Origin of the sequence: Streptomyces sp. NPDC000151 (assembly GCF_040301705.1) — a bacterium.
Lineage (GTDB): Bacteria > Actinomycetota > Actinomycetes > Streptomycetales > Streptomycetaceae > Streptomyces.
Genome location: NZ_JBEPFC010000012.1, coordinates 1 through 19,048 on the forward strand (window position 1 = coordinate 1; position 19,048 = coordinate 19,048).

18 protein-coding genes and 1 pseudogene are annotated in these 19,048 nt (G+C 72.2%); 10 read left to right on the top strand and 9 right to left on the bottom strand.

The window, feature by feature from the left end:
• The 3 genes from ABT381_RS06140 to ABT381_RS06150 form a co-directional block, all read right to left on the bottom strand.
• The coding region (locus tag ABT381_RS06140; RefSeq protein ID WP_351588428.1) for a 3-hydroxyacyl-CoA dehydrogenase NAD-binding domain-containing protein at positions 1-1,112 on the bottom strand (1,112 nt) is incomplete at its 3' end.
• A gap of 173 nt (positions 1,113-1,285) precedes the next feature.
• Positions 1,286-2,038, bottom strand: a complete 753-nt coding sequence (locus tag ABT381_RS06145) for a CoA-transferase subunit beta (protein WP_037799927.1) — start codon at positions 2,036-2,038, stop codon at positions 1,286-1,288.
• 26 nt (positions 2,039-2,064) lie between these two features.
• Positions 2,065-3,045 (bottom strand): CoA transferase subunit A, encoded by a 981-nt coding sequence (locus ABT381_RS06150; RefSeq protein WP_502965697.1) that lies wholly within the window; start codon positions 3,043-3,045, stop codon positions 2,065-2,067.
• An 86-nt stretch (positions 3,046-3,131) separates the two neighbouring features.
• Between ABT381_RS06150 and ABT381_RS06155 the strand changes: the two genes are divergently transcribed.
• From ABT381_RS06155 to ABT381_RS06195, 9 genes are all read left to right on the top strand, one after another.
• Complete coding sequence (locus ABT381_RS06155) at positions 3,132-4,046, top strand: LysR family transcriptional regulator (RefSeq protein WP_351588431.1); 915 nt, start codon at positions 3,132-3,134, stop codon at positions 4,044-4,046.
• A gap of 121 nt (positions 4,047-4,167) precedes the next feature.
• A complete protein-coding gene (locus ABT381_RS06160; protein ID WP_351588434.1) occupies positions 4,168-5,391 on the top strand; it encodes an acetyl-CoA C-acetyltransferase in 1,224 nt (407 codons plus the stop codon).
• Positions 5,392-5,530: 139 nt separating this feature from the next.
• Positions 5,531-6,871 (top strand): MFS transporter, encoded by a 1,341-nt coding sequence (locus ABT381_RS06165; RefSeq protein ID WP_351588437.1) that lies wholly within the window; start codon positions 5,531-5,533, stop codon positions 6,869-6,871.
• 44 nt (positions 6,872-6,915) lie between these two features.
• Positions 6,916-7,749, top strand: a complete 834-nt coding sequence (locus ABT381_RS06170; RefSeq protein ID WP_351588440.1) for an alpha/beta fold hydrolase — start codon at positions 6,916-6,918, stop codon at positions 7,747-7,749.
• 167 nt (positions 7,750-7,916) lie between these two features.
• Positions 7,917-8,408, top strand: a complete 492-nt coding sequence (locus ABT381_RS06175) for a helix-turn-helix domain-containing protein (protein ID WP_351588443.1) — start codon at positions 7,917-7,919, stop codon at positions 8,406-8,408.
• Positions 8,395-9,072 (top strand): hypothetical protein, encoded by a 678-nt coding sequence (locus ABT381_RS06180; RefSeq protein WP_351588446.1) that lies wholly within the window; start codon positions 8,395-8,397, stop codon positions 9,070-9,072. Before ABT381_RS06175 ends, ABT381_RS06180 begins: the two co-directional genes overlap by 14 nt.
• Complete coding sequence (locus ABT381_RS06185) at positions 9,065-10,279, top strand: MAB_1171c family putative transporter (RefSeq protein WP_351588449.1); 1,215 nt, start codon at positions 9,065-9,067, stop codon at positions 10,277-10,279. Before ABT381_RS06180 ends, ABT381_RS06185 begins: the two co-directional genes overlap by 8 nt.
• A 150-nt stretch (positions 10,280-10,429) precedes the next feature.
• Complete coding sequence (locus ABT381_RS06190) at positions 10,430-11,656, top strand: cytochrome P450 family protein (protein ID WP_351588452.1); 1,227 nt, start codon at positions 10,430-10,432, stop codon at positions 11,654-11,656.
• Between the two features lie 172 nt (positions 11,657-11,828).
• Positions 11,829-12,782, top strand: coding sequence for a D-alanyl-D-alanine carboxypeptidase family protein (locus ABT381_RS06195; protein ID WP_351588455.1), 954 nt, complete (start codon positions 11,829-11,831; stop codon positions 12,780-12,782).
• Here the strand turns inward: ABT381_RS06195 and ABT381_RS06200 are convergent.
• The 6 genes from ABT381_RS06200 to ABT381_RS06225 form a co-directional block, all read right to left on the bottom strand.
• On the bottom strand, positions 12,769-13,371 hold the full coding sequence (locus tag ABT381_RS06200) for a DUF309 domain-containing protein (protein ID WP_351588458.1): 603 nt from the start codon (positions 13,369-13,371) through the stop codon (positions 12,769-12,771). The two genes, ABT381_RS06195 and ABT381_RS06200, sit on opposite strands and share 14 nt — an antisense overlap.
• Complete coding sequence (locus tag ABT381_RS06205) at positions 13,371-13,703, bottom strand: DUF427 domain-containing protein (protein WP_351588461.1); 333 nt, start codon at positions 13,701-13,703, stop codon at positions 13,371-13,373. Before ABT381_RS06205 ends, ABT381_RS06200 begins: the two co-directional genes overlap by 1 nt.
• A 52-nt stretch (positions 13,704-13,755) precedes the next feature.
• Positions 13,756-14,217, bottom strand: a complete 462-nt coding sequence (locus ABT381_RS06210; protein WP_351588464.1) for a thioesterase family protein — start codon at positions 14,215-14,217, stop codon at positions 13,756-13,758.
• Positions 14,214-15,179: a 3-hydroxyacyl-CoA dehydrogenase NAD-binding domain-containing protein gene (locus ABT381_RS06215; protein WP_351588467.1), complete on the bottom strand. Its 966-nt coding sequence runs from the start codon at positions 15,177-15,179 to the stop codon at positions 14,214-14,216. The genes ABT381_RS06210 and ABT381_RS06215 overlap by 4 nt, the downstream gene beginning before the upstream one ends.
• Before the next feature lie 41 nt (positions 15,180-15,220).
• Positions 15,221-16,108 carry a beta-keto acid cleavage family enzyme gene (locus ABT381_RS06220; protein ID WP_351588470.1) on the bottom strand — a complete coding sequence of 296 codons (888 nt, stop codon included), beginning with the start codon at positions 16,106-16,108 and terminating at the stop codon, positions 15,221-15,223.
• A 139-nt stretch (positions 16,109-16,247) separates the two neighbouring features.
• Positions 16,248-17,138 (bottom strand): TetR/AcrR family transcriptional regulator, encoded by an 891-nt coding sequence (locus ABT381_RS06225; protein ID WP_351588473.1) that lies wholly within the window; start codon positions 17,136-17,138, stop codon positions 16,248-16,250.
• A 205-nt stretch (positions 17,139-17,343) separates the two neighbouring features.
• Here ABT381_RS06225 and ABT381_RS06230 point away from each other — a divergent pair.
• Positions 17,344-19,038: pseudogene (locus ABT381_RS06230) on the top strand (SpoIIE family protein phosphatase); the annotation flags it as partial.
• Between the last annotated feature and the right edge of the window lie 10 nt (positions 19,039-19,048).

Consider the following 19,048-nt stretch of genomic DNA (forward strand, 5'->3'; position numbering starts at 1 on the left):
GGCAGCGACAGCGGGTCCACGCCGAGGGTGCGCGCGGGCGGCAGGCCCAGCCCCGCCACCGCCTCGGCGACGGTCGTGCCCCAGGTGGCGACCAGCACGACCGAGCCGTCACCCGGGAGTTCGGCGTCGTCGAGCACCGCGCCTCCCGTGGCGAGCGCCGAGCGCAGCGCCTCGGTACCGGGGCCCGTGTCGGCAACCCACACGGGCCGCTTGCCGTCGCCGGTGACGGGCGGCTCCGGCGTGGCGGCCGGTGTCGGGTCCTCGGGGCCGTACGCGTACCAGCCGCGGCCCGTCTTGCGGCCGTGCAGCCCGGCGGTCACCCGGTTCGGGGTGAGGAAGGACGGGCGGAGCCGGTCGGAGTGGCGGAAGCCGTGCCAGATGGTGTCGATGACCGCGGCGGTCACATCGAGCCCGGTCAGGTCCATCAGCTCGAACGGGCCCATCTTCAGGCCCAGTACGTCACGCGCGACGCGGTCGATGTCCGGCGCGTCGGCGACGGTCTCCTCCAGCAGCGCCAGCGCCTCGGTGACCAGTCCGCGCCCGGCGTGGTTGACGAGGAACCCGGGGGTGTCCGCGACCACCACCGCGCGGTGCCCCGTCCCCGCCACCAACTCGCGGAGCAGCTCCGGGATGTCCGGCCGGGTCGCCGCGCCCGGTACCACCTCCACGATCTTCATCAGCGGTACCGGATTGAAGAAGTGCAGCCCCGCCAGGCGCGACGGGTCCGCCAACGTGGCCGCGATCTCGGTGACCGACAGCGAGGAGGTGTTGGTCGCGAAGACCGTGGTGGCGGGCAGCGCCTCCGCCAGCTTCCCGAACACCTCCGCCTTGGTGTCCAGGTCCTCCCGCGCGGCCTCGATGACCAGCTCGACCTCGTCGCCGGGCGCCCAGGGGGAGTCCAGCGGCACGATCCGGGCGAGGGTGTCCGCCGCCTCCCGCTCGGTCGTCCGGCCCTTGGCGACGGCCCGGTCGAGCATCCCCCGGACGAAGTCGACGGCCGCGCCGACCGCCTCCGTACGGATGTCGCCCAGCTCGACGGTGTGGCCGGCTGTGGCGGCCCACTGGGCGATGCCGCGACCCATGACGCCGGCGCCCACGATCCTGATACGCACGTCAGATACTCCCTCGGTTCCTTGGCAGGGCCCCTCCCTCTCCCCACGAGCCACGAGGAGAGAGCCCCGTGATCGAGGCCCCCTCCCCCGCCTCCACCACACTCCTCGTGAAGCTACTCCCGCCCACTGACAATCCGGCGTGCGCCTCACACTCCGGGCGTTGCCCACCGCGGTCAGCGCAGGTACACCCGGTCCGGATCGACATCCTCGCGCAGCAGGCGCAGCTCCTCGGCGCTGGGCGGTTGTACGGTCTCCACCGTGTCGGCGACCGCCAGGTCCCAGCCGGTGTTCTCGCGTACCTGATCGACCGTCACGCCCGGGTGCACGGCGACCAGCTTCAGCTCCTCGCCGACCCCCTCGCGCGCCAGGATGCCCAGCTCGGTGATGACCCGGGTGACGCCCGTGCCGAGCGGCCGCACGCCTTCCTCCAGGGCGCGGTCGGGGCCCGGCGTGGTGCAGAAGTCCAGCTTCTCCGTGAACGAGCGCGGGTCGTGCCGGCGCATCACCACGAACACCTCGCGGGAGTTGGCCATCACCTCGACCGCACCGCCGGACCCGGGCAGCCGCACCTTGGGCGCGTCCCAGTCGCCGATGACGGAGGTGTTGAGATTCCCCCACTTGTCGATCTGCGCGGCGCCGAGGAACCCGACGTCGATGTGACCGCCCTGCAGCACGTACCCGAAGAGCGCGGGCATGGACAGCACCGCTTCGGCACCGGTGATCAGTACCGCGTCCGCGATGGTCTCGGGAAGGTGCGAGGGATGGGCCCCGCACACCCCCGACTCGTACACGATCTCCAGCCGCGGCGCGACCGTGAGGTGCGCGAGCGAGGCGGCGAGCGTGGGCAGTCCGATCCCGGCGAACACGGTCCGCCGCCCGGCCAGCTCCCGCGAGGCGACGACGGAAAGCCGCTCGGAGGAGGTCATTTCGGTGGGGTGAGTGGTCTCGGTGCTCACAGTCGCCTCCCGTAGTTCACCGGCAGGCTGAGTGCCTCGCCGACCGCGAGGGAGTTCCAGAACTCCTCGCCGAGCTTGCTGACGTACTCCGCGTGGTCCGCGGTGTCGAACACCCACTCCTTCAGCCACGCCTGCAGCCGGTCGCGGTCCTTGCTGATGCCGGACCAGGCGCGGTAGAAGGCGTTGTCGCGGTCGTAGTAGCCCTGGGCGAAGGAGGGGTGGGCGCCGCGGGGGCAGGCCACCACCGCGTCCACGGCGTGTGCCGGGATGACCGTGCGGTTCGGGTCGGAGCGGACGACCTCGTCCTCGACGATCTCCTCGACGACCACCACCGCCTTGTCCGCCGCGTAGACCGCCTCCGCCTGAACGCCCGTCAGGCCCCAGATCTGGGTGTTGCCGCTGCGGTCGGCGCGCTGGGCGTGGATGATCGTCACGTCCGGGTTGACGGGCGGGACGACGTACACCTGCTCGGGCTCGCCGTCCGGGCCCGGGTAGGGCGAAGTGACCTTGCGCAGACCCTCGTTGACCGAGGGCAGGTCGCTGCCGCCGTACGAGCGCAGCGGGTAGAACGGCAGCCGCTGGGCGCCCGCGAGGTAGCGGCAGATCATGCCGTAGTGGCTGTACTCCTCGAAGACCAGCGGCTCGGGGTCGGCCTTCTCGATGCGGCGGCGCAGCTCACCGAGCGATCCTGCCGAGGAGTTGCCGACGAAGGAGGAGACGAGGCGGGTGACGCAGCCCGCGGCGAGCATCTGGTCCACGACGATGTCCGCGGTCATCCGGACCACGGTGAGGTCGCGGCGGCCCTGCCGGATGATCTCGTGTCCGGCGGCGGTGGGGATGAGGTGCGTGAAGCCTTCGAGCGCGACGGTGTCGCCGTCATGGACGAAGGAGGAGATGGCCTCCCGCATCGTCATGGTCTTGTCCACGGTGCTCCTCGGCGTGCGGGGTAGCGGATCCGGTCCCGGATACCGTTTCATCGGCCATTGATCTGCGTCCAATACCGAATTAAGGTCAGACTGAGACGGTATGAGTAATAGTCGGTGACTGGGCGGGAGTGGGCGTCATGGAGCTGCGGCATCTCACCGCCTTTGTCGCGGTCGCCGAGGAGCTGCACTTCGGGCGCGCCGCCAAGCGGCTGCAGATGGCGCAGCCGCCGCTGAGCCAGCAGATCCGGCAGCTGGAGAAGGAGCTGGGTGTCCAGCTCTTCGAGCGCAACACCCGCTCGGTCCGGCTGACCAGCGCGGGCCAGTCCTTCCTCGATCCGGTACGCACGGTCCTGGCCGACCTGGACACCGCCACCCGCGCCGCGAAGGCCGCCGGGCGCGGTGAGTACGGCCGGGTCACCATCGGCTTCGCGGGCGCGTCCACGCACGAGACGCTGCCGCTGCTCACCCGCGCCGTACGGGCCGCGCACCCGGCGCTGGAGCTGGTGATGAAGGGCCAGACGTACGCCAATGTCGCGCTGGCCGGGGTCGCCGACGGCTCCCTCGACCTCGGCTTCGTCCGCCTCCCGGTCACCCAGCCCGGCGTCGCGACCCGGGTGATCGACGAGGAGGAGCTGGTCTGCGCGCTGCCTTCGGACCACCCGCTGGCCCGTCGCCGGCGCATCCCCATCGCCGCGCTGGCCGACGAGCCGTTCGTGAGCTTTCCCGCCAACGCGGGGTCCACGGTCCGGGACGCCACCGTCCGGGCGTGCGAGGCCGCCGGGTTCAACCCGCGGGTGGTGCAGGAGGCGCCCGATTCGTACACGATCCTGGCGCTGGTCGGCGCGGGCGTCGGCGTCACCCTCACCGTCACCTCCTGCCAGCACATCCAGCAGACGGGACTGGTCTACCGGCCGCTCGCGGGCCCGCCGATCCGGCTGCAGGCCGCGCTGGCCTGGCGTCCGGACAACCCCTCCGCGGCCCTGCGTACCGTCCTCGCGGTGGCCGAGGAGGCGCTGCCGACACCGGAAGGCAAGCCTCCGGCACGCGTCTGACCTGCGGTGATCGCCGATTGATAAATCTGGCGTCCGAATGCTGAGTGAATTGGATATTGGACCGGCTCAGTGCTCGGGTGGAAAAGTCACCGGGAAGCGTCCACCAGGAAAGGCCCGTGGCATGTCCGATCCCACCGAAATCGTCCTCTGCGAACCGCTGCGCACCCCGATCGGCAAGTTCGGCGGCGCGCTCGCGGGGCAGCGTCCCGCAGCGCTCGCCGCCCGGCTGATCACCGAGATCGTGCAGCGCACCGGTGTCGCGCCGGAGAAGATCGACGAAGTGATCCTCGGGCACGCCTGGCCCACCTCCGACGCGCCGGCCATCGGCCGGGTGGCCGCCCTGGACGCCGGCCTGCCCGAGACCGTCACCGGTGTCCAGGTCGACCGCCGCTGCGGCTCCGGCCTGCAGGCGGTGCTGGACGCGGCGATGCAGATCAAGGCCGGGTTCAGCGACGTGGTGATCGCGGGCGGCGTGGACGTGATGAGCGCCGCGCCGTACTACACCCACGAGGGCCGCTGGGGCATCAAGGGCCCCAACCTCCAGCTGCACGACTCGCTCAGCCGCGGCCGGGTCACCGCGGGCGGCGCGAATCACCCGATCCCCGGCGGCATGATCGAGACCGCGGAGAACCTGCGCCGCGCGTACGGGATCAGCCGCGCGGAGCAGGACGCGCTGGCGCTCCGCTCGCAGCAGCGGGCCGGGCGCGCCATCGAGGCGGGCCTCTTCGACGACGAGATCGTGCCGATCACGGTGCGCGGCCGCAAGGGCGACACCGTCGTGGCCGCCGACGAGCACCCGCGCCCGGACACCACCGCCGAGCAGCTCGCCAAGCTCAAGCCGATCATGGGCAAGCAGGACCCCGACGCCACCGTCACCGCGGGCAACGCCAGTGGCCAGAACGACGCCGCCGCTGCCTGCCTGGTCACCAGCGCCGCCACCGCCGAGCGGCTCGGCCTCACCCCGATGGTGCGGCTGGTCTCCTTCGCGCGTACCGGCTGCGCCCCGGAGACCATGGGCCTCGGCCCGGTCGGCGCCACCCGCTCGGCGCTGGACAAGGCGGGCCTCAAGCTCTCCGAGCTGGACCTGATCGAGCTGAACGAGGCGTTCGCCGCGCAGGTACTGGCCTGCACCAAGGAACTGGGCCTCGGCGAGGCCGACCACGAGCGGATCAACGTCAACGGCTCCGGCGTCTCGCTGGGCCACCCGGTCGGCGCCACCGGCGCCCGCATCCTGGCCACTCTGGCCCGCGAGATGAAGCGCCGCGAGGCCCGCTACGGCCTGGAGACCATGTGCATCGGCGGCGGCCAGGGCCTGGCGGCCGTCTTCGAGCGGGTCGCGGGCTGACCTACCACACCACCTCCGGGGCGCCGCCAGGACAACGCGGCGCCCCTGTTTCCCCCTCCCTCCTTCCCGCCCTCTTTCCTTCCTTCTTCCTTGCCCGCACCTCCCCTTCCCTGGATCAAAGACGCTTTCAGGAGCCCGTATGAGTGCGCAGACGGCACGTGAGCACACCAGAGCCGCCAACAGAGCGGGAATCGGCGCCTTCATCGGCTCCACCATCGAGTGGTTCGACTTCTACATCTACGGCACCGCCTCGGCCCTCGTCTTCGACAAGGTCTTCTTCCCCGAACTCGACGGCGCGCTCGGCACGTTGGTGGCCTTCGCGACCTTCTGGGTCGGCTTCCTGGCCCGCCCGCTCGGCGGCATCGTCTTCGGGCACTACGGCGACCGCCTCGGCCGCAAGAAGACCCTCGTCATCACCCTGCTGATGATGGGCCTGTCCACCACCGCCATCGGCCTGCTGCCCGGCTATGCCTCCATCGGCGTCGCCGCGCCGATCCTGCTCGTGGCCATCCGGATGATCCAGGGCATCGGCCTGGGCGGCGAATGGGGCGGTTCGGTCCTCATCGCCTCCGAGAGCGCCCCCAAGGGCAAGTCCGTGCTGTACGGGGCCTTCGCCCAGCAGGGCTCGCCCGTCGGCAATACCCTCAGCACGCTGAGCTTCCTCGCCATCAGCCGGCTGCCGGACGACGCCTTCACCTCCTGGGGCTGGCGCGTCCCGTTCCTCGCCTCCGCGCTCCTCGTCATGGTCGGCCTCTTCGTACGCCTCAAGGTCGCCGAATCGCCCGCGATGGCGAAGCTGATCGAGAAGAAGGAGGTGGCGAAGCTGCCGCTGACCGAGGTGCTGCGCAGCCACCCCATGCTGATCGTCCTCGGCATCGGCGCCTGCACCATCGGCCTGTCCGCGACGTACTTCAAGTCCACCTTCGCGCTGTCCTGGGCCACCAGCGCACTGGACTTCGACCGCAGCGCCTTCCTCACCATCATCCTGGTCGCCAACATCACCCAGATCATCGTGCAGCCCTTCGGCGCGGTTCTGGCCATGAAGATGAAGAGCTGGTCGCGTGCGGTGTGCGTGATGCTCATCCCCGAACTGGTCCTGATGCCGGTGATGTTCGTCCTCATCAGTACCGAGAACTACGGCCTCGCGATGTTCGGCGTCGCGATCGCCACCATCCCGCACTGCCTGTACTACGCCGCGCTGGCCGGAATGCTCGCCAGCCGCTTCCCCGCCCACCTGCGCTACACCGGCATCTCGCTCTGCTACCAGCTGTGCGGCACGCTGCTGGGCGGTACCACCCCGATCATCGGCCAGTCGCTCCTCAACTGGACCGGCTCGATCACCGCGGTCATCGTCTACGCGGTCTTCCAGGTGGCCCTGACCATGGGCTGCATGCTGCTGCTCCTGCGCCGCCCGAACCACGACGAAACGGCCTCCGAGCCGGCCCCCACCACTCAGGCCACGGCTCCGCTGCCCGGGTGAGAAGCTCGTGGGCGTCCGCTGCCGACGCCCACGGGAGGCCCGCCGTGCCCGCCGCGCCCGACGCCGAATCCTTCGTCCACCTCCGTGGCCGCCGCTTCGCGTACCGGGACTCCGGCGGGCCCGGCCCGCCGCTCCTCGCGCTGCACGGGCACTTCGGCCGCGGCCGGATCTTCGCGCCACTGGCCGGGGCGCTGTCCGGCCGGTACCGCGTCGTCGCCCTGGACCAGCGCGGCCACGGCCTGTCGGACAACGGCGGCGACTTCACCCCCGAGGCGTACGTCGAGGACGCGGCCGCGTTCCTGCGCACTCTGGACCTCGGCCCCGCCGCCGTGCTCGGGCACTCCATGGGCGGCGCCGTCGCGTACCTGCTCGCCGAGCGCCACCCCGCTCTCGTCTCCGCGCTGGTCGTGGCGGACATGACCGTACGCAACCACGAACCCGAGACCCACCCCGTCCTGGACGTGACGGCCTGGCCGCGCCGGGCCGCCTCGCGCGCGGCGCTGCGCGCGGCCATCGAGGCGCACGGCATTCCGGACGCCGGTTACTTCATGGACAGCGCCGTGGAGTACGCGGACGGCTGGGGGCTGCTGTTCGACACCGGCGACATGATGGCCTCGCAACGCGCCTTCACCGGCGACTTCTCCGCCCGCTGGGCCGCCTCCCGGCAGCCGGCGCTGCTGCTCAGGGCGGGCGAGAGCTTCGTCCTCACGCGCGGCACCGCGCAGTGGATGGCCGACGTGCGGCCCGGCACCCTCTTCGCCGAGCTCGCGGGCTGTGGGCATTGGCTGTACGCCGACGATCCGGAAGGCTTTGCGCGGGCCGTCGGCGGGTTTCTGGACACCCTCCGTATCGAAGAGGCCGACTCAACCACGAGTTGATGCCCGGAACGCCGGATAACGCTCACGGTGGGTAGGTGGACTGGTGCGTCCCGTTCCGCTCGTGAAAGGATGTGCGAAGCGGAGAGCGCGCGACTCAACTGTCCGTTGGGTGTGTGCGCTGCTTCGCCGTGGCTGGGACCAGGGCGGACAGGGATGGGGCACCGAACATGACGCGAGGAGGCGACGGCGCGCCGAAGAGCGGGCAGAGCCCGCTCGCCGAGCGGCTGAACCACCTCTTCGCCCACATGCACCCGCCCGGCGCGCCGTACACGAACGCCTACGTCGCCGAGGAGATCAGCGAGGGCGCCGAGTACGGCGACGTCACGCTCTCCGAGCAGTACCTCTCCATGCTCCGCAAGGGCAGACGCACCAACCCGAGCCACGAAGTGCTGCGCGCGCTCGCCAAGTTCTTCGCGGTGCCGGTCGGCTATCTGGTGGGGGACCTCTCCCAGCCGCAGGCCGACCGGGTGGAGGAGGAGCTGCGCTTCCTCGCGGCCATGCGGGACCAGCGGGTGCGGACCATCGCGCTGCGTTCGGTCGGCCTGCCGCCCGAGGTGCAGGACAGCCTGACGACGATCATCTCCCAGTTCCGGCAGCAGATGGACCTGCCGCCGGACCCGCCGGCGACCAGCGGTGAGGCGCCGCATGCCGGCCACTGACGAGCAGCTCTTCGCCGCCTGGCGGCGGACGGGAATCGAGGACGGTACGGCCATGCGGGTACGGCGCATACGCAGGCGGTGCAAGCAGCTCGTACAGGAGCTGGCGCTGCCCGCCGCGACCGATCTGCCGGGCCTGTGCGAGATCGTGGCGCGCCGCGTGGGCCGGCCGGTCCGGCTCGCGCCGATGAGCCTGGGCGGCGTGGTGTCCGGCATGACGGCGGGCACCGACGACGGCTGGTGGGTCTTCTACGAGCGGCAGACCTCGCCCTGGCACCAGACCCACATCGTCCTGCACGAGTTGAGCCACCTCCTCCTCGGGCACGAGCAGGACCCCACCGTCACCGAGGACGCGCTGAAGGTCTGGACGCCCTCCATGGACGTCGCGACGGCCGCCCGGCGGATGGGCCTGACCGCCCGCTTCGCCCGCCACCACTGCTACGACAACGCCACCGAGCACGAGACCGAGGTGCTGGGCACGCTCCTGATGGCCCATGTGGTGCCCGCCACCGCCAAGGACGACCCGCCGCTGAGCGGCGACGCCGCCGAGATCGCGGCCGCGCTGGGCCCCGCGCTCAAGCACATCCGCCGCGAGCTGGACGGTGCTCCGCACGCCCCGAACGCGGGGGACGCCGACCCCGATGACGGGGGACCGCCGCGTGTTTGACGTCGTCTACTTCTGCTTCGCGGCCGTCGCCTGGGCGCTCGCGGGCTACAAATTCCGCGCCTGGCTGCGCGACCGGGCCAACGCCGACCTGGGCCTGACCAGCATGATGACGGCGGGCGTCGCCACGGTCTTCCTGTTCTCCGCGCCGAGCCTGTACCGCGCCTTCGACCGGCTCACCGGCGTCGCCAACCTCGCCATGGTCTTCCTGTACTCCTCCGTCGTGGTCTTCGCGGCCGGCGCCCTCGTGCTGCTGCTCCGCTGGACCGGCGGCGAGGACGAGGCGGGCCGCCGCCGGGCCCGCTCCCGTACGCGCACGGTCCTCACGCTCGTCGTCGTGGCCTGGGCGGTGGCCGTCACCGGCTTCGCCGTCGGCCGCCCGGACGCCGTGGAGCACCCGCGCGACTTCAGCACCGCGTACACCGACGCGCCCGGCGTCATGGTCTTCCTGATGCTGTACCTCGCGATCTTCGGGGCCAGTCTCGCCGGGCTCGGCACGCTCTGCCCGCGCTACGCCACCAAGGTCGGCCCGTCCTGGCTCGCGCGCGGCCTGCGCGTGCTGGCCGCCGGCTGCTGGCTCGGCCTGCTCTACTGCGCCTGCAAGCTCCTCGGCTTCGCGCTCTCCTGGGCCGGGCACCCGGCGCTCTGGCTCTCCAACGGCGTGGCGCCGCTGAGCGCCTCGGTCGCCGCGATCCTCGTCCTCACCGGCTTCGCGCTGCCCGCCGCCGGGCCCCGCGCGTCCGCCTGGCGCCGGCTGCGCCGCCTCTCGCCCCTGTGGCGCGAGGCCACCGCGCAGGCCCCGGAGGTCACGATGGAGGGTTCACGGCCCGGCCGCTGGCCCTTCGCCGACCTGGAGTGGCGGGCCAACCGCCAGATGGCCGAGATCCGCGACGTACAGCGCGGCGTACGCCGGTACGTCGAGTCCGACGCCGTCGACGTCGCCCGCGAGCGGGCCCGCGCGGTGGGCGTCGGGCCGGAGCAACTGGCCGCGGTGGCCGAGGCCGTGGCGCTGCGCCGGGGCCTGGACAACCGGCAGGCGGGCCGGCTCCCGGAGCCGTGCGCCGAATCCGTCGTCGTCACGACCGACATGGCGCCGGCCGCGGAGTACGAACACCTGGCGCTGGTCGCGGACGTCTACCGCTCGTCCCTGGCCGAGACCGTGCTCGCCGAACTCCGGCAGCGCAGCAGCGTCAAGGAGCGCGGGGCCTAGCGGCGGCGCACCACAGACCAGGTGGCTCGGTACGGGGGTCCGAACCGCCTTTCGGCGCAGGGCGGCACGGGGCATGGCCCCGTAGCCGCCCTGTGCCTTGTCATGCCCCGGATACGGGAGGCGGGCCGCCACCCCATAAGGTCGGGATTCATGCAGAACACCGCCTCGCCCGACCGTCCGGACCCGATCGACACGACGATGCTGCTCGACGACCCCTACGCGGGGTACGAGCGGCTGCGCGAGGCGGGTCCGGTCCACCGGATCACCGGGCCCGACGGGCAGCCCGCCTGGCTCGTCACCCGCTACGCCGACGTCCGCAGCGGGCTCGCCGACCCCCGGCTCTCCCTCGACAAGCGCAACAGCTCGACCGGCTACCGCGGCTTCTCCCTGCCGTCGGCCCTGGACGCCAATCTGCTCAACATGGACCCGCCGGACCACACGCGGGTACGCCGTCTGGTGGCCAAGGCCTTCACGCCGGGCCGCGTCGACAAGCTCCGCGCCCCCGTGGCGAAGGTCGCGCACGACCTGCTGGACGCCATCGAGGGCAAGGGCCGCGCCGACCTCCTCGCCGACTTCGCCGGGCCGCTGCCGATCATCGTCATCTGCGACCTGCTGGGCATCCCGGAGCGCGACCGGCTCGACTTCCGTGCCTGGTCCGACGCGCTGATCACGCCCGACCCGGCCCGCCCGGAGGCGGCGAAGGAAGCGGTCGGCGCCATGCTCCGCTTCTACACCGGGCTGATCGCCACCAAGCGCGCCGAGCCGGGCGACGACCTGCTCTCCGACCTGATCGCCGTGCGCGACGAGCCGGACGGGGACGGCGGCGTGGCGGGGGACCGGCTCAGCGAGGACGAGCTGACCTCGCTGGCCTTCCTGATCCTCCTCGCGGGCTACGAGAACACCGTTCACCTCATCGGCAATTCCGTCCTCGCGCTGCTCGACCACCCGGACCTGCTGGCCGAGTTGCGGGCAGAGCCCGCCGGACTGCCCGCCGCGGTCGAGGAGTTGGCGCGGTTCGACGGCCCGGCGCCGCTGGCCATCCGGCGCTTCCCCCTGGAGGACATCGAGATCGGCGGCGTACGGATTCCGGCGGGGGAGAGCGTGCTGCTTTCGATCGCAGCCGCCAACCGTGACCCGGAACGCTTTGCCGATCCCACGAAGCTCGACCCGCACCGCGATATTTTCGGCCATCTCGCGCTCGGCCACGGCATCCACTACTGCCTCGGCGCCCCGCTCGCCCGGATGGAGACGCAGACCGCCCTCGACGCCGTGATTCAGCGGTTCCCCGGGCTTCGTCTCGACGTGCCGAGGGACGAGATCCAGTGGCGGCGGAGCATCCGGGCACGTGGCCTGATCTCGCTCCCCGTCGCCTGGTAACGGCGACTCGAACAGGCTTTTCCTGCATAACCGTTCCGGCATGCGGTAGAAAGGTTCTGAGCCCGCCCGGTGTGCATCCCCCGTCGCACCGGGCGGGTCTTCGCGTACCTGCCGTGAGCCGTCTGGCGCATCACCGACTGCGCATCGCCCCGGCCGTCCCTAACGTGGCTGCATGGGAACCGACACTGCTTCGACCAGGATCAACGGCACCCTGACGGCCATAGCCGTGGCGGGCGCCCTCACCGCTCTGCTCGCCCCGGCGCACGCCACGTCGACGCCCCAGGGCAGGGCCGCACCGGAACGATCCATCCCCCATACGGCGGCCTGGCCCGGAGCCCGCTCCGCACGGCACGCCGCAGCGCCGCCCGGCGGGCTCACCGCCCGGGCCTGGGCCGTCACCGACGCCGAGACCGGCCGCGTGCTCGCCGCGAAGGAGCCGCACCGCCAACTGGCCCCGGCGAGCACCCTGAAGACCCTCTTCGCACTCACCGTCCTGCCCAAGTTCCCCGCCGACATGGTCCGCACGGTCACCGCGGACGACCTCAAGGGCGTGGGCGAGGGCAGCAGCCTCGTCGGCATCAAGAAGGGACAGCGTTACAAGGTCGCCGACCTGTGGCGCGGCGTCTTCCTGCGCTCGGGCAACGACGCCGTGCACGTCCTCGCGAACATGAACGGCGGCTGGCAGGCCACCGCGCGGGAGATGCAGATCAAGGCGCGGATGCTGGGCGCGCAGGACACGGTGGTGAAGACGCCGGACGGGTACGACGCGGCCGGCCAGGTCTCCTCGGCGAGCGACCTCAGCCTCTTCGGCCGCAAGGGCCTGGAGAACGCCGACTTCGCCCGCTACGCCGCTACCGTCCGGGCCGCCTTCCCCGGCGGCTCCCGGGGCTCGTACGAGATCGAGAACACCAACCGGATGCTGGCCGGCTCGAAGGGCGTGCCGCGCTACCCCGGCATCATCGGCGTGAAGAACGGCTACACCAGCAAGGCCGGCAACACCCTGATCGCCGCGGCGAAACGGGACGGCCGCACCCTCGTGGCCACCGTGCTCGCCCCCAGCAAGAAGAAGAACGCGGTCTACAAGGAGGCCGCCACGCTCCTGAACTGGGGCTTCAACGCGAACTGACCCGCAGCCGGGGGGCGTGCGCGCTCGCGTCGACCGGGCCGCGCAGGGCGGCGGCCAGGTCACCTGCCCAGCGGGTGAGTCCGGCGACGTCGATGCCGTACGGGGCGGTCCGCGCGTACGGCTTGATGGCGGCGGCGCCGCGGGTCAGCAGCGAGGTGGCGCCCGTGACGTTGCCGCGCGCGGCGTGCGTGAGGCCGACGGCCAGCTGGGCGAGGCCGCGCCACAGCTCACGCTCCTGCGGCGGCCCGGACTTCCAGGCGTCCTCCAGCACCTCGTGCGCGTGGAACGGCTTCCCCGCGTCCAGCAGCCGCTGCGCCTCCGCCAGCGACTCCCGCGGCGCGCGGACCACGCCCTCGGGCTGCCGCTCGACGCCCTCGGCGCCGTACGGCAGCGGGCGGCCGAGACCGTCCCGCGGCCGGGCGTTGCGCGCCCGGCCCTCGGCGTCCCGGTCGCGGCGCCGCTGAGGCGCCTTCGGCGCGCAGTACGGACAAGGGGCCGCCGCGTCGTCCCTGATCCGGCCGCACTCGTCACAGACCCGGTCCAGCCAGCAGGCCGAGTCGCCGCCCTCGTCGTGTTCCGTCGTGCCCATCAGTCGTCGACGACCTCGGTCTCGTAGAAGCAGAAGTGGTCCTTGATCTCCGCCACGGCTTCCTTCGGCTCCGGGTACGCCCACACCACGTCCTCCGGCCCGTCCGGCAGCGACCAGTAGGACGCGTCGCCCTTGAAGGGGCAGTGGGTTCGGGTCCCGGAGGGGACGAGGAGGTCGGTACGGACGTCCTCGGGCGGCAGGTAGTACCGGGCCGGATAGCCGGTCTCCCGCAGCACCAGCGGCCGGGTGCTCTCGGCAAGCACCTGCCCGCCCTGTACGACGCGGACTCGATCGGAACTCTGCTCGACGGTGATGCGGTGGCCTGTAGTCATGAGTCCTCCTGGACGAGGAACGGTTCCCCGTCCAGGATCTCACTTCATGGCGTCAGACCTCCCGGATGCCCCGCCCCGCCCATTCCGGGGCGGGCCCGGTCAGCGCGGTGAGCCGGTCGCGCACCGCCTCCGGCAGCGGGGCCGAGCGGCCCGTTGTCCGGTCGACGTGGAGGGCGAAGAGTTCCTCCGTGGCGACCGGGGCGCCGTCCGTGTCACCGACGAACATCTCGTGCAGGAAGCGGACCTTCTTCGCGTCCACCCCCAGCACCGTCGTCCGGACGACCAGCTCGGCGTCCCGGTCCACTTCGAGGAGGTACCGGACATGGGCCTCGACCGTGTAGAGCGAGCAGCCGCTCGCCTCGCGGTACTCGGGACCCAGCCCGGTCCCCGCCATCAGCGCGTCCGTGGCGAACCCGAAGACGAGCACGTAGTACGCCTCGCTCAGGTGGCCGTTGTAGTCGATCCACTCGTCCTTGACGGACTGCCGGAAGAGCGGGAGCGCTGCCGCGGTCACCGGGCGCCCTTGCCCAGCCGGCCGGTGGCCCGCAGTACGTCGATGACGCCCTGATCGCGCTCGGCCACCAGGTCCGCGTACGTACGGCCGTCCGCGGCCTCGTCGCAGCCCTCGACCACCGCGTCCCGCAGCGCGCGGTCCAGCTCCGGGGCCTCCAGACGGGTCCACGGGGACTTCAGGGACGGGCCGAAGTGGTCGAGCATGTGCGCCATGCCGCCCTCGCCGCCGGCCAGCGCGAAGGTGAGCATCGGGCCCATGAACGCCCAGCGCAGGCCCGGGCCCTCGGTGATGGAGTCGTCGATGTCCCGCACTGTCGCCTCGCCGTTGGCGACCATGTGCAGCGCCTCGCGCCACAGGGCCTCCTGGAGGCGGTTGGCGATGAAGCCGGGCAGCTCGCGGTCCATGGTGATGACGGACTTGCCCGCGATGTCGTAGAAGCGGGAGGCCCACTCGACGGCCGCGCGGTCGGTCCGCTCGCCGCCGACGACCTCGACGAGCGGGATCAGGTACGGCGGGTTGAACGGGTGGCCGACGACGAGGCGGCCGTTGTCGGCGGCCTCGCTGTGCATGTCGGTCATCGGGTAGCCGGAGGTCGAGGAGGCGACGACCACGCCGGGGCGGGTGGCGGCGGTCAGCTCGGCCAGCAGCGAGCGCTTCAGGTCCAGCTTCTCCGGGGCGCTCTCCTGCACGAAGTCGGCGTCGGCGACGGCCTCGGCGAGGGTGGGCGCGACAGTGAGGCGGTCCTGCGAGGCGCCGTCGGCGAGCCCTATCTGCTCAAGCGCCGGCCAGGCTGCGGCGACGAGGCGGCGCAGCTTCTCCTCGGCGTCGTCGGCCGGGTCCCAGGCGGTCACGTCGTAACCGCGGGCGAGGAAGTGGGCGACCCAGCCGCCGCCGATGACGCCGGCGCCGATGCAGGCGACCTTGCGCACGTCTTCGGGGGCGAGGGGGATGGTGGAGGACATGGGGTGGGACTCCTGGGGTGGGAGGGGTGCGGGCCGGTGCGTCAGGCGCGGGGCTTGAGGCCCAGGCGGGCGCGGGCCTGGTCGGGGGTGGCGACCTTGGCGCCCAGCGACTCGGTGATCGTCACGGCGCGCTCGACGAGCTGGCCGTTGGTGGCCTTCACGCCCTTGGAGAGGTACAGGTTGTCCTCCAGGCCGACGCGGACGTTGCCGCCGAGCAGGATGGACTGCGCGACCCACGGCATCTGCATGCGGCCGAGCGCGAAGCTGGCCCACTGCGCGTTCTCGGGCAGCATGTTGACCATCGCCTGCAGCACGCCCGGGTCGGCCGGCGCGCCCCACGGGATGTCCATGCACAGCTGGAAGATCGTCGGGTCGTCCAGCAGGCCCTCGGCCCGCAGCTGCTTGGCGAACCACAGCTGGCCGGTGTCGAAGATCTCCAGCTCGGGCCGCACGCCCAGCTCCTGGATCCGCTTGGCGCCCTTGCGCAGCATCTCCGGAGTGGAGATGTAGAGGTTGTCGCCGAAGTTCAGCGAGCCGCAGTCCAGCGTGCAGATGTCGGGGAGCAGGTCCTCCACGTGCGGCAGCCGGTCCAGGCCGCCGACCAGGTCGGTACCGGGCTGCGCGCCCTTCTCCAGCGGCTGGTCGGGGTCCAGTACCAGGTCGCCGCCCATGCCGGCGGTGAGGTTGATGACGACGTCGGTGCCGGTCTCCTTGATGCGCTCGACGACCTCCGCGTACAGCTTCGGGTCGCGCGAGGGGTCGCCGGTCTCGGGGTCGCGGACGTGGATGTGCACCACGGCGGCGCCCGCGTTCGCCGCCTCCACGGCGGACTTCGCGATCTGTTCGGGCGTCACGGGGACGTGCGGGGAGCGGCGTACGGTGTCGCCCGCGCCGGTCAGCGCACAGGTGATGATGACCTCGTCGTTCATGACGGATGTCCCTTCTGCGGGTGGTGAGATGACGTGCCGTCAGGTGAGACGGCGGAGGGAAGGGAGGGGGTGTGCGGGCAGGCGTCGGCCACGCCTGCCCGCACACGATCGGGGCCGGACGGTTGTCCGGGTGCGTGCCTTACGGGGCGGCCGGCGCGTCGCCCGGCTCGGCGCTCAACTCGCTCTCCACGAAAGCGATCAGCGCGGCGTGCATGCTGTCCGGCGTCGTACCGCCGGGGGCCGTGGCCAGCACCTGCGTGGCCAGGCCGTCGATCAGCGCGGTCAGCCGGAGCGCGGTGAACTCCACGTCGACGGGGCGGAAGACGCCCTGCTCGACGCCGCGCCGCACGACGTCGGCGACGGTGGTCCGCCACTGCCGGTAGTAGTGGTCGTGCAGTCGCCCGACCTCGGTGGAGCGGGCCGCCTGCGCCCACATGTCCAGCCAGACCAGCCACTGCCGGCGCTGCTGCTCCGTGCGCGGCGTCTGCAGGGCGATGAGGTGCAGCAGCTCCTCGCGGGCGTCGGCGGCCCCGGCCAGTCCCTGGGCGCGGCGCGCGGTGTCCTCGTCCATGCACCAGCGGACGGCGGCCTCCAGGAGGTCGTCCCGGCCGGGGAAGTGGTAGTGGATGGCGGCCGTGCTCGTCCCGCAGGCGGTGGCGATGTCGGCGACGCGCACGGAGTGGAAGCCGTGCTCGGCGATCAGCCGGACCGTCTCGCGGACGATCTGCAGCGGCCGGCCGCCCTCGGGGAGCGCGGCGGGCCCGGCGTCGTCGCCCGGCGGCGCGGGCGTCCCGGTCCGGGAGCCCAGCAGCCAGCCGGCCTCCACTCCGCCGATCTCGGCGATGCGGACGATCTCGGCGACGGTGAAGCGCCGGGTCCCGCCGAGGGACCGGGACAGCTTCGAGGGGTCCATCACGATCCGCCGGGCGAACTCACGGCGGCTGCAGCCGATGCCGTCGATCACCTTCTTGACGCGGTCCGTGAGATCGCCGCTCTCGTCGGCGAGCCGGGTGCCGGGGTCTTCCTGCATGGCTCGGGACCGTAGCAGCGTGATGAGATCAGCGCAACGCCTTGCGCCCGGAAGGGGGCCCTCAAACACCGACATTCAGCGGCAAAATGCCGCGTGATGCCACGTGATGAGAGCTGACTGATGAGCAAGTCAGGACGGTCGCGCGACCGCACCCATCCGTGATGCGGACATCCCGTAAGGGCGGAAATGTGGCAAAGTGACGAACATGGCCGAACGGGGCGCGCAGCCGCCCGCCGTGTCGGCGCCGGAGCAGTGGCCCGCCCCGCCGGACCTGATCCTGGCGCTCAACGGAATGGGGGGCTTCGACTGGGACCTGAAGCGCGGGCGCCTGTACATGGACGCCGCCGCGCTACGGGTCTTCGACCTGCGCCCCGGCGAGTACGACGGCCGCCCCGAGACGCTCTCCCGCCGGGTGCCGCCCGCCGAGGCGGCCCGCCTGGACTCCCTGGTCGCCCAGGCCATCAAGGAGGGCAGCGCGACGTACGGCGCGTACTTCCGCGTCCGGTGCCGCGACGGCACGATGCGCTGGACCCACACCCACGGCGCCATCCACCGGGACGGCACCGGACGGCCGTACCGCATCATCGGCATCGTCCGCGACGCCCGCCAGGAGCTGGCGCTCTCCCGCACCGCGAACCCGGCGAACGAGGGGGACCGGCGCCGCCGCCGGCACAGCTCCGTCGTGGAGCGCACCACCGCGGCACTCGCGCACGCCAGGACCGTCGGCGACGTCATCGCCGTCCTCGGCGACAGCCAGGGGCTGAGCCGGCTGGGCGCGGAGAACGTGATCGTCGGCCTGGTGGAGGCCGGCCGCATCCGGCTCGTCTCCGAGGGGCAGGCCGGCAGCTTCGTACCGGAACACCGGTTCACCCGAGTGGCGGACGAGTTCCCGATGAGCGAGGTCGTGCGCACGCTCACGCCGCGCTTCGTCCGGTCCCGCGCGGAGTTCGCCGCCTGCTACCCGCGCCTGTGGCCGCACGTCCAGCCGCTGGACATCGGCTCGGCGGCCTACCTCCCGCTGATCGCGCAGGCCCGCCCGATCGGCGTACTCGGCCTCTTCTACCGCGAGGAGAGCGACTTCGGCACGCAGGAGCGCAGCATCCTCGTGGCGCTCGGCAGCAGCATCGCGCAGAGCCTCGCCCGGGCCATGCTCTTCGACCAGGAGCACGACCTCGCCGAAGCGCTCCAGCAAGCCATGCTGCCGCGCCGCATCCCCGCCGTCCGGGGCGCCCAGGTCGCGGTGCGCTACCGCGCGGCGCGGCTGGGCCGGGACATCGGCGGCGACTGGTACGACGTGATCCCGCTGCCCGGGGGTCCCCCCTCCGGTGGAGGCCGGCTCGCCGTCGTCATCGGCGACGTCCAGGGCCACGACATCCAGGCCGCGACCATCATGGGGCAGCTGCGCATCGTGCTGCGCGCGTACGCCGCCGAGGGCCACGCACCCGCCACGGTCATGGCCCGCGCCTCCGCCTTCCTGTACGAACTGGACACCGAGCGCTTCGCCACCTGCACCTACGCCGACATCGACCTGTCCACCGGCGCCCTGCAGATCGTCCGCGCCGGGCACGTCGATCCGCTGCTGCGGCACGCCGAGGGCATCTGCCGCCGGCTGTCCGTGGCCGGCGGGCTGCCGCTCGGCCTGTCCGCCCAGTTCGGCGACCTGGACTATCCGGTCACCACGGTGCGCGTCGCACCCGGCGAAACGCTCGTGTTGTGCACCGACGGCCTGGTCGAGCGGCCCGGCGCCGACCTCGACGAGGGAATGGCCCGGCTGGCCAGGGAAGTCCGCATCGGACCGCAGGACGTCCAGCAGCTCGCCGACCGGCTGTGCGCGCTGTCCCTCAGCGGCGACGGCGAGGACGACATGGCGCTCCTGCTGCTGCGCCGCAGCGGCACGCCCCCATCACGCC

Bases quoted from the DNA above. Each gene is read 5' to 3' on its own strand.
- ABT381_RS06145 (WP_037799927.1), bottom strand. From the start codon at position 2,038: ATGACCTCCTCCGAGCGGCTTTCCGTCGTCGCCTCGCGGGAGCTGGCC.
- ABT381_RS06150 (WP_502965697.1), bottom strand. From the start codon at position 3,045: ATGAAACGGTATCCGGGACCGGATCCGCTACCCCGCACGCCGAGGAGC.
- ABT381_RS06155 (WP_351588431.1), top strand. From the start codon at position 3,132: ATGGAGCTGCGGCATCTCACCGCCTTTGTCGCGGTCGCCGAGGAGCTG.
- ABT381_RS06160 (WP_351588434.1), top strand. From the start codon at position 4,168: ATGTCCGATCCCACCGAAATCGTCCTCTGCGAACCGCTGCGCACCCCG.
- ABT381_RS06165 (WP_351588437.1), top strand. From the start codon at position 5,531: ATGAGTGCGCAGACGGCACGTGAGCACACCAGAGCCGCCAACAGAGCG.
- ABT381_RS06175 (WP_351588443.1), top strand. From the start codon at position 7,917: ATGACGCGAGGAGGCGACGGCGCGCCGAAGAGCGGGCAGAGCCCGCTC.
- ABT381_RS06180 (WP_351588446.1), top strand. From the start codon at position 8,395: ATGCCGGCCACTGACGAGCAGCTCTTCGCCGCCTGGCGGCGGACGGGA.
- ABT381_RS06190 (WP_351588452.1), top strand. From the start codon at position 10,430: ATGCAGAACACCGCCTCGCCCGACCGTCCGGACCCGATCGACACGACG.
- ABT381_RS06195 (WP_351588455.1), top strand. From the start codon at position 11,829: ATGGGAACCGACACTGCTTCGACCAGGATCAACGGCACCCTGACGGCC.
- ABT381_RS06200 (WP_351588458.1), bottom strand. From the start codon at position 13,371: ATGGGCACGACGGAACACGACGAGGGCGGCGACTCGGCCTGCTGGCTG.
- ABT381_RS06205 (WP_351588461.1), bottom strand. From the start codon at position 13,703: ATGACTACAGGCCACCGCATCACCGTCGAGCAGAGTTCCGATCGAGTC.
- ABT381_RS06215 (WP_351588467.1), bottom strand. From the start codon at position 15,179: ATGTCCTCCACCATCCCCCTCGCCCCCGAAGACGTGCGCAAGGTCGCC.
- ABT381_RS06220 (WP_351588470.1), bottom strand. From the start codon at position 16,108: ATGAACGACGAGGTCATCATCACCTGTGCGCTGACCGGCGCGGGCGAC.
- ABT381_RS06225 (WP_351588473.1), bottom strand. From the start codon at position 17,138: ATGCAGGAAGACCCCGGCACCCGGCTCGCCGACGAGAGCGGCGATCTC.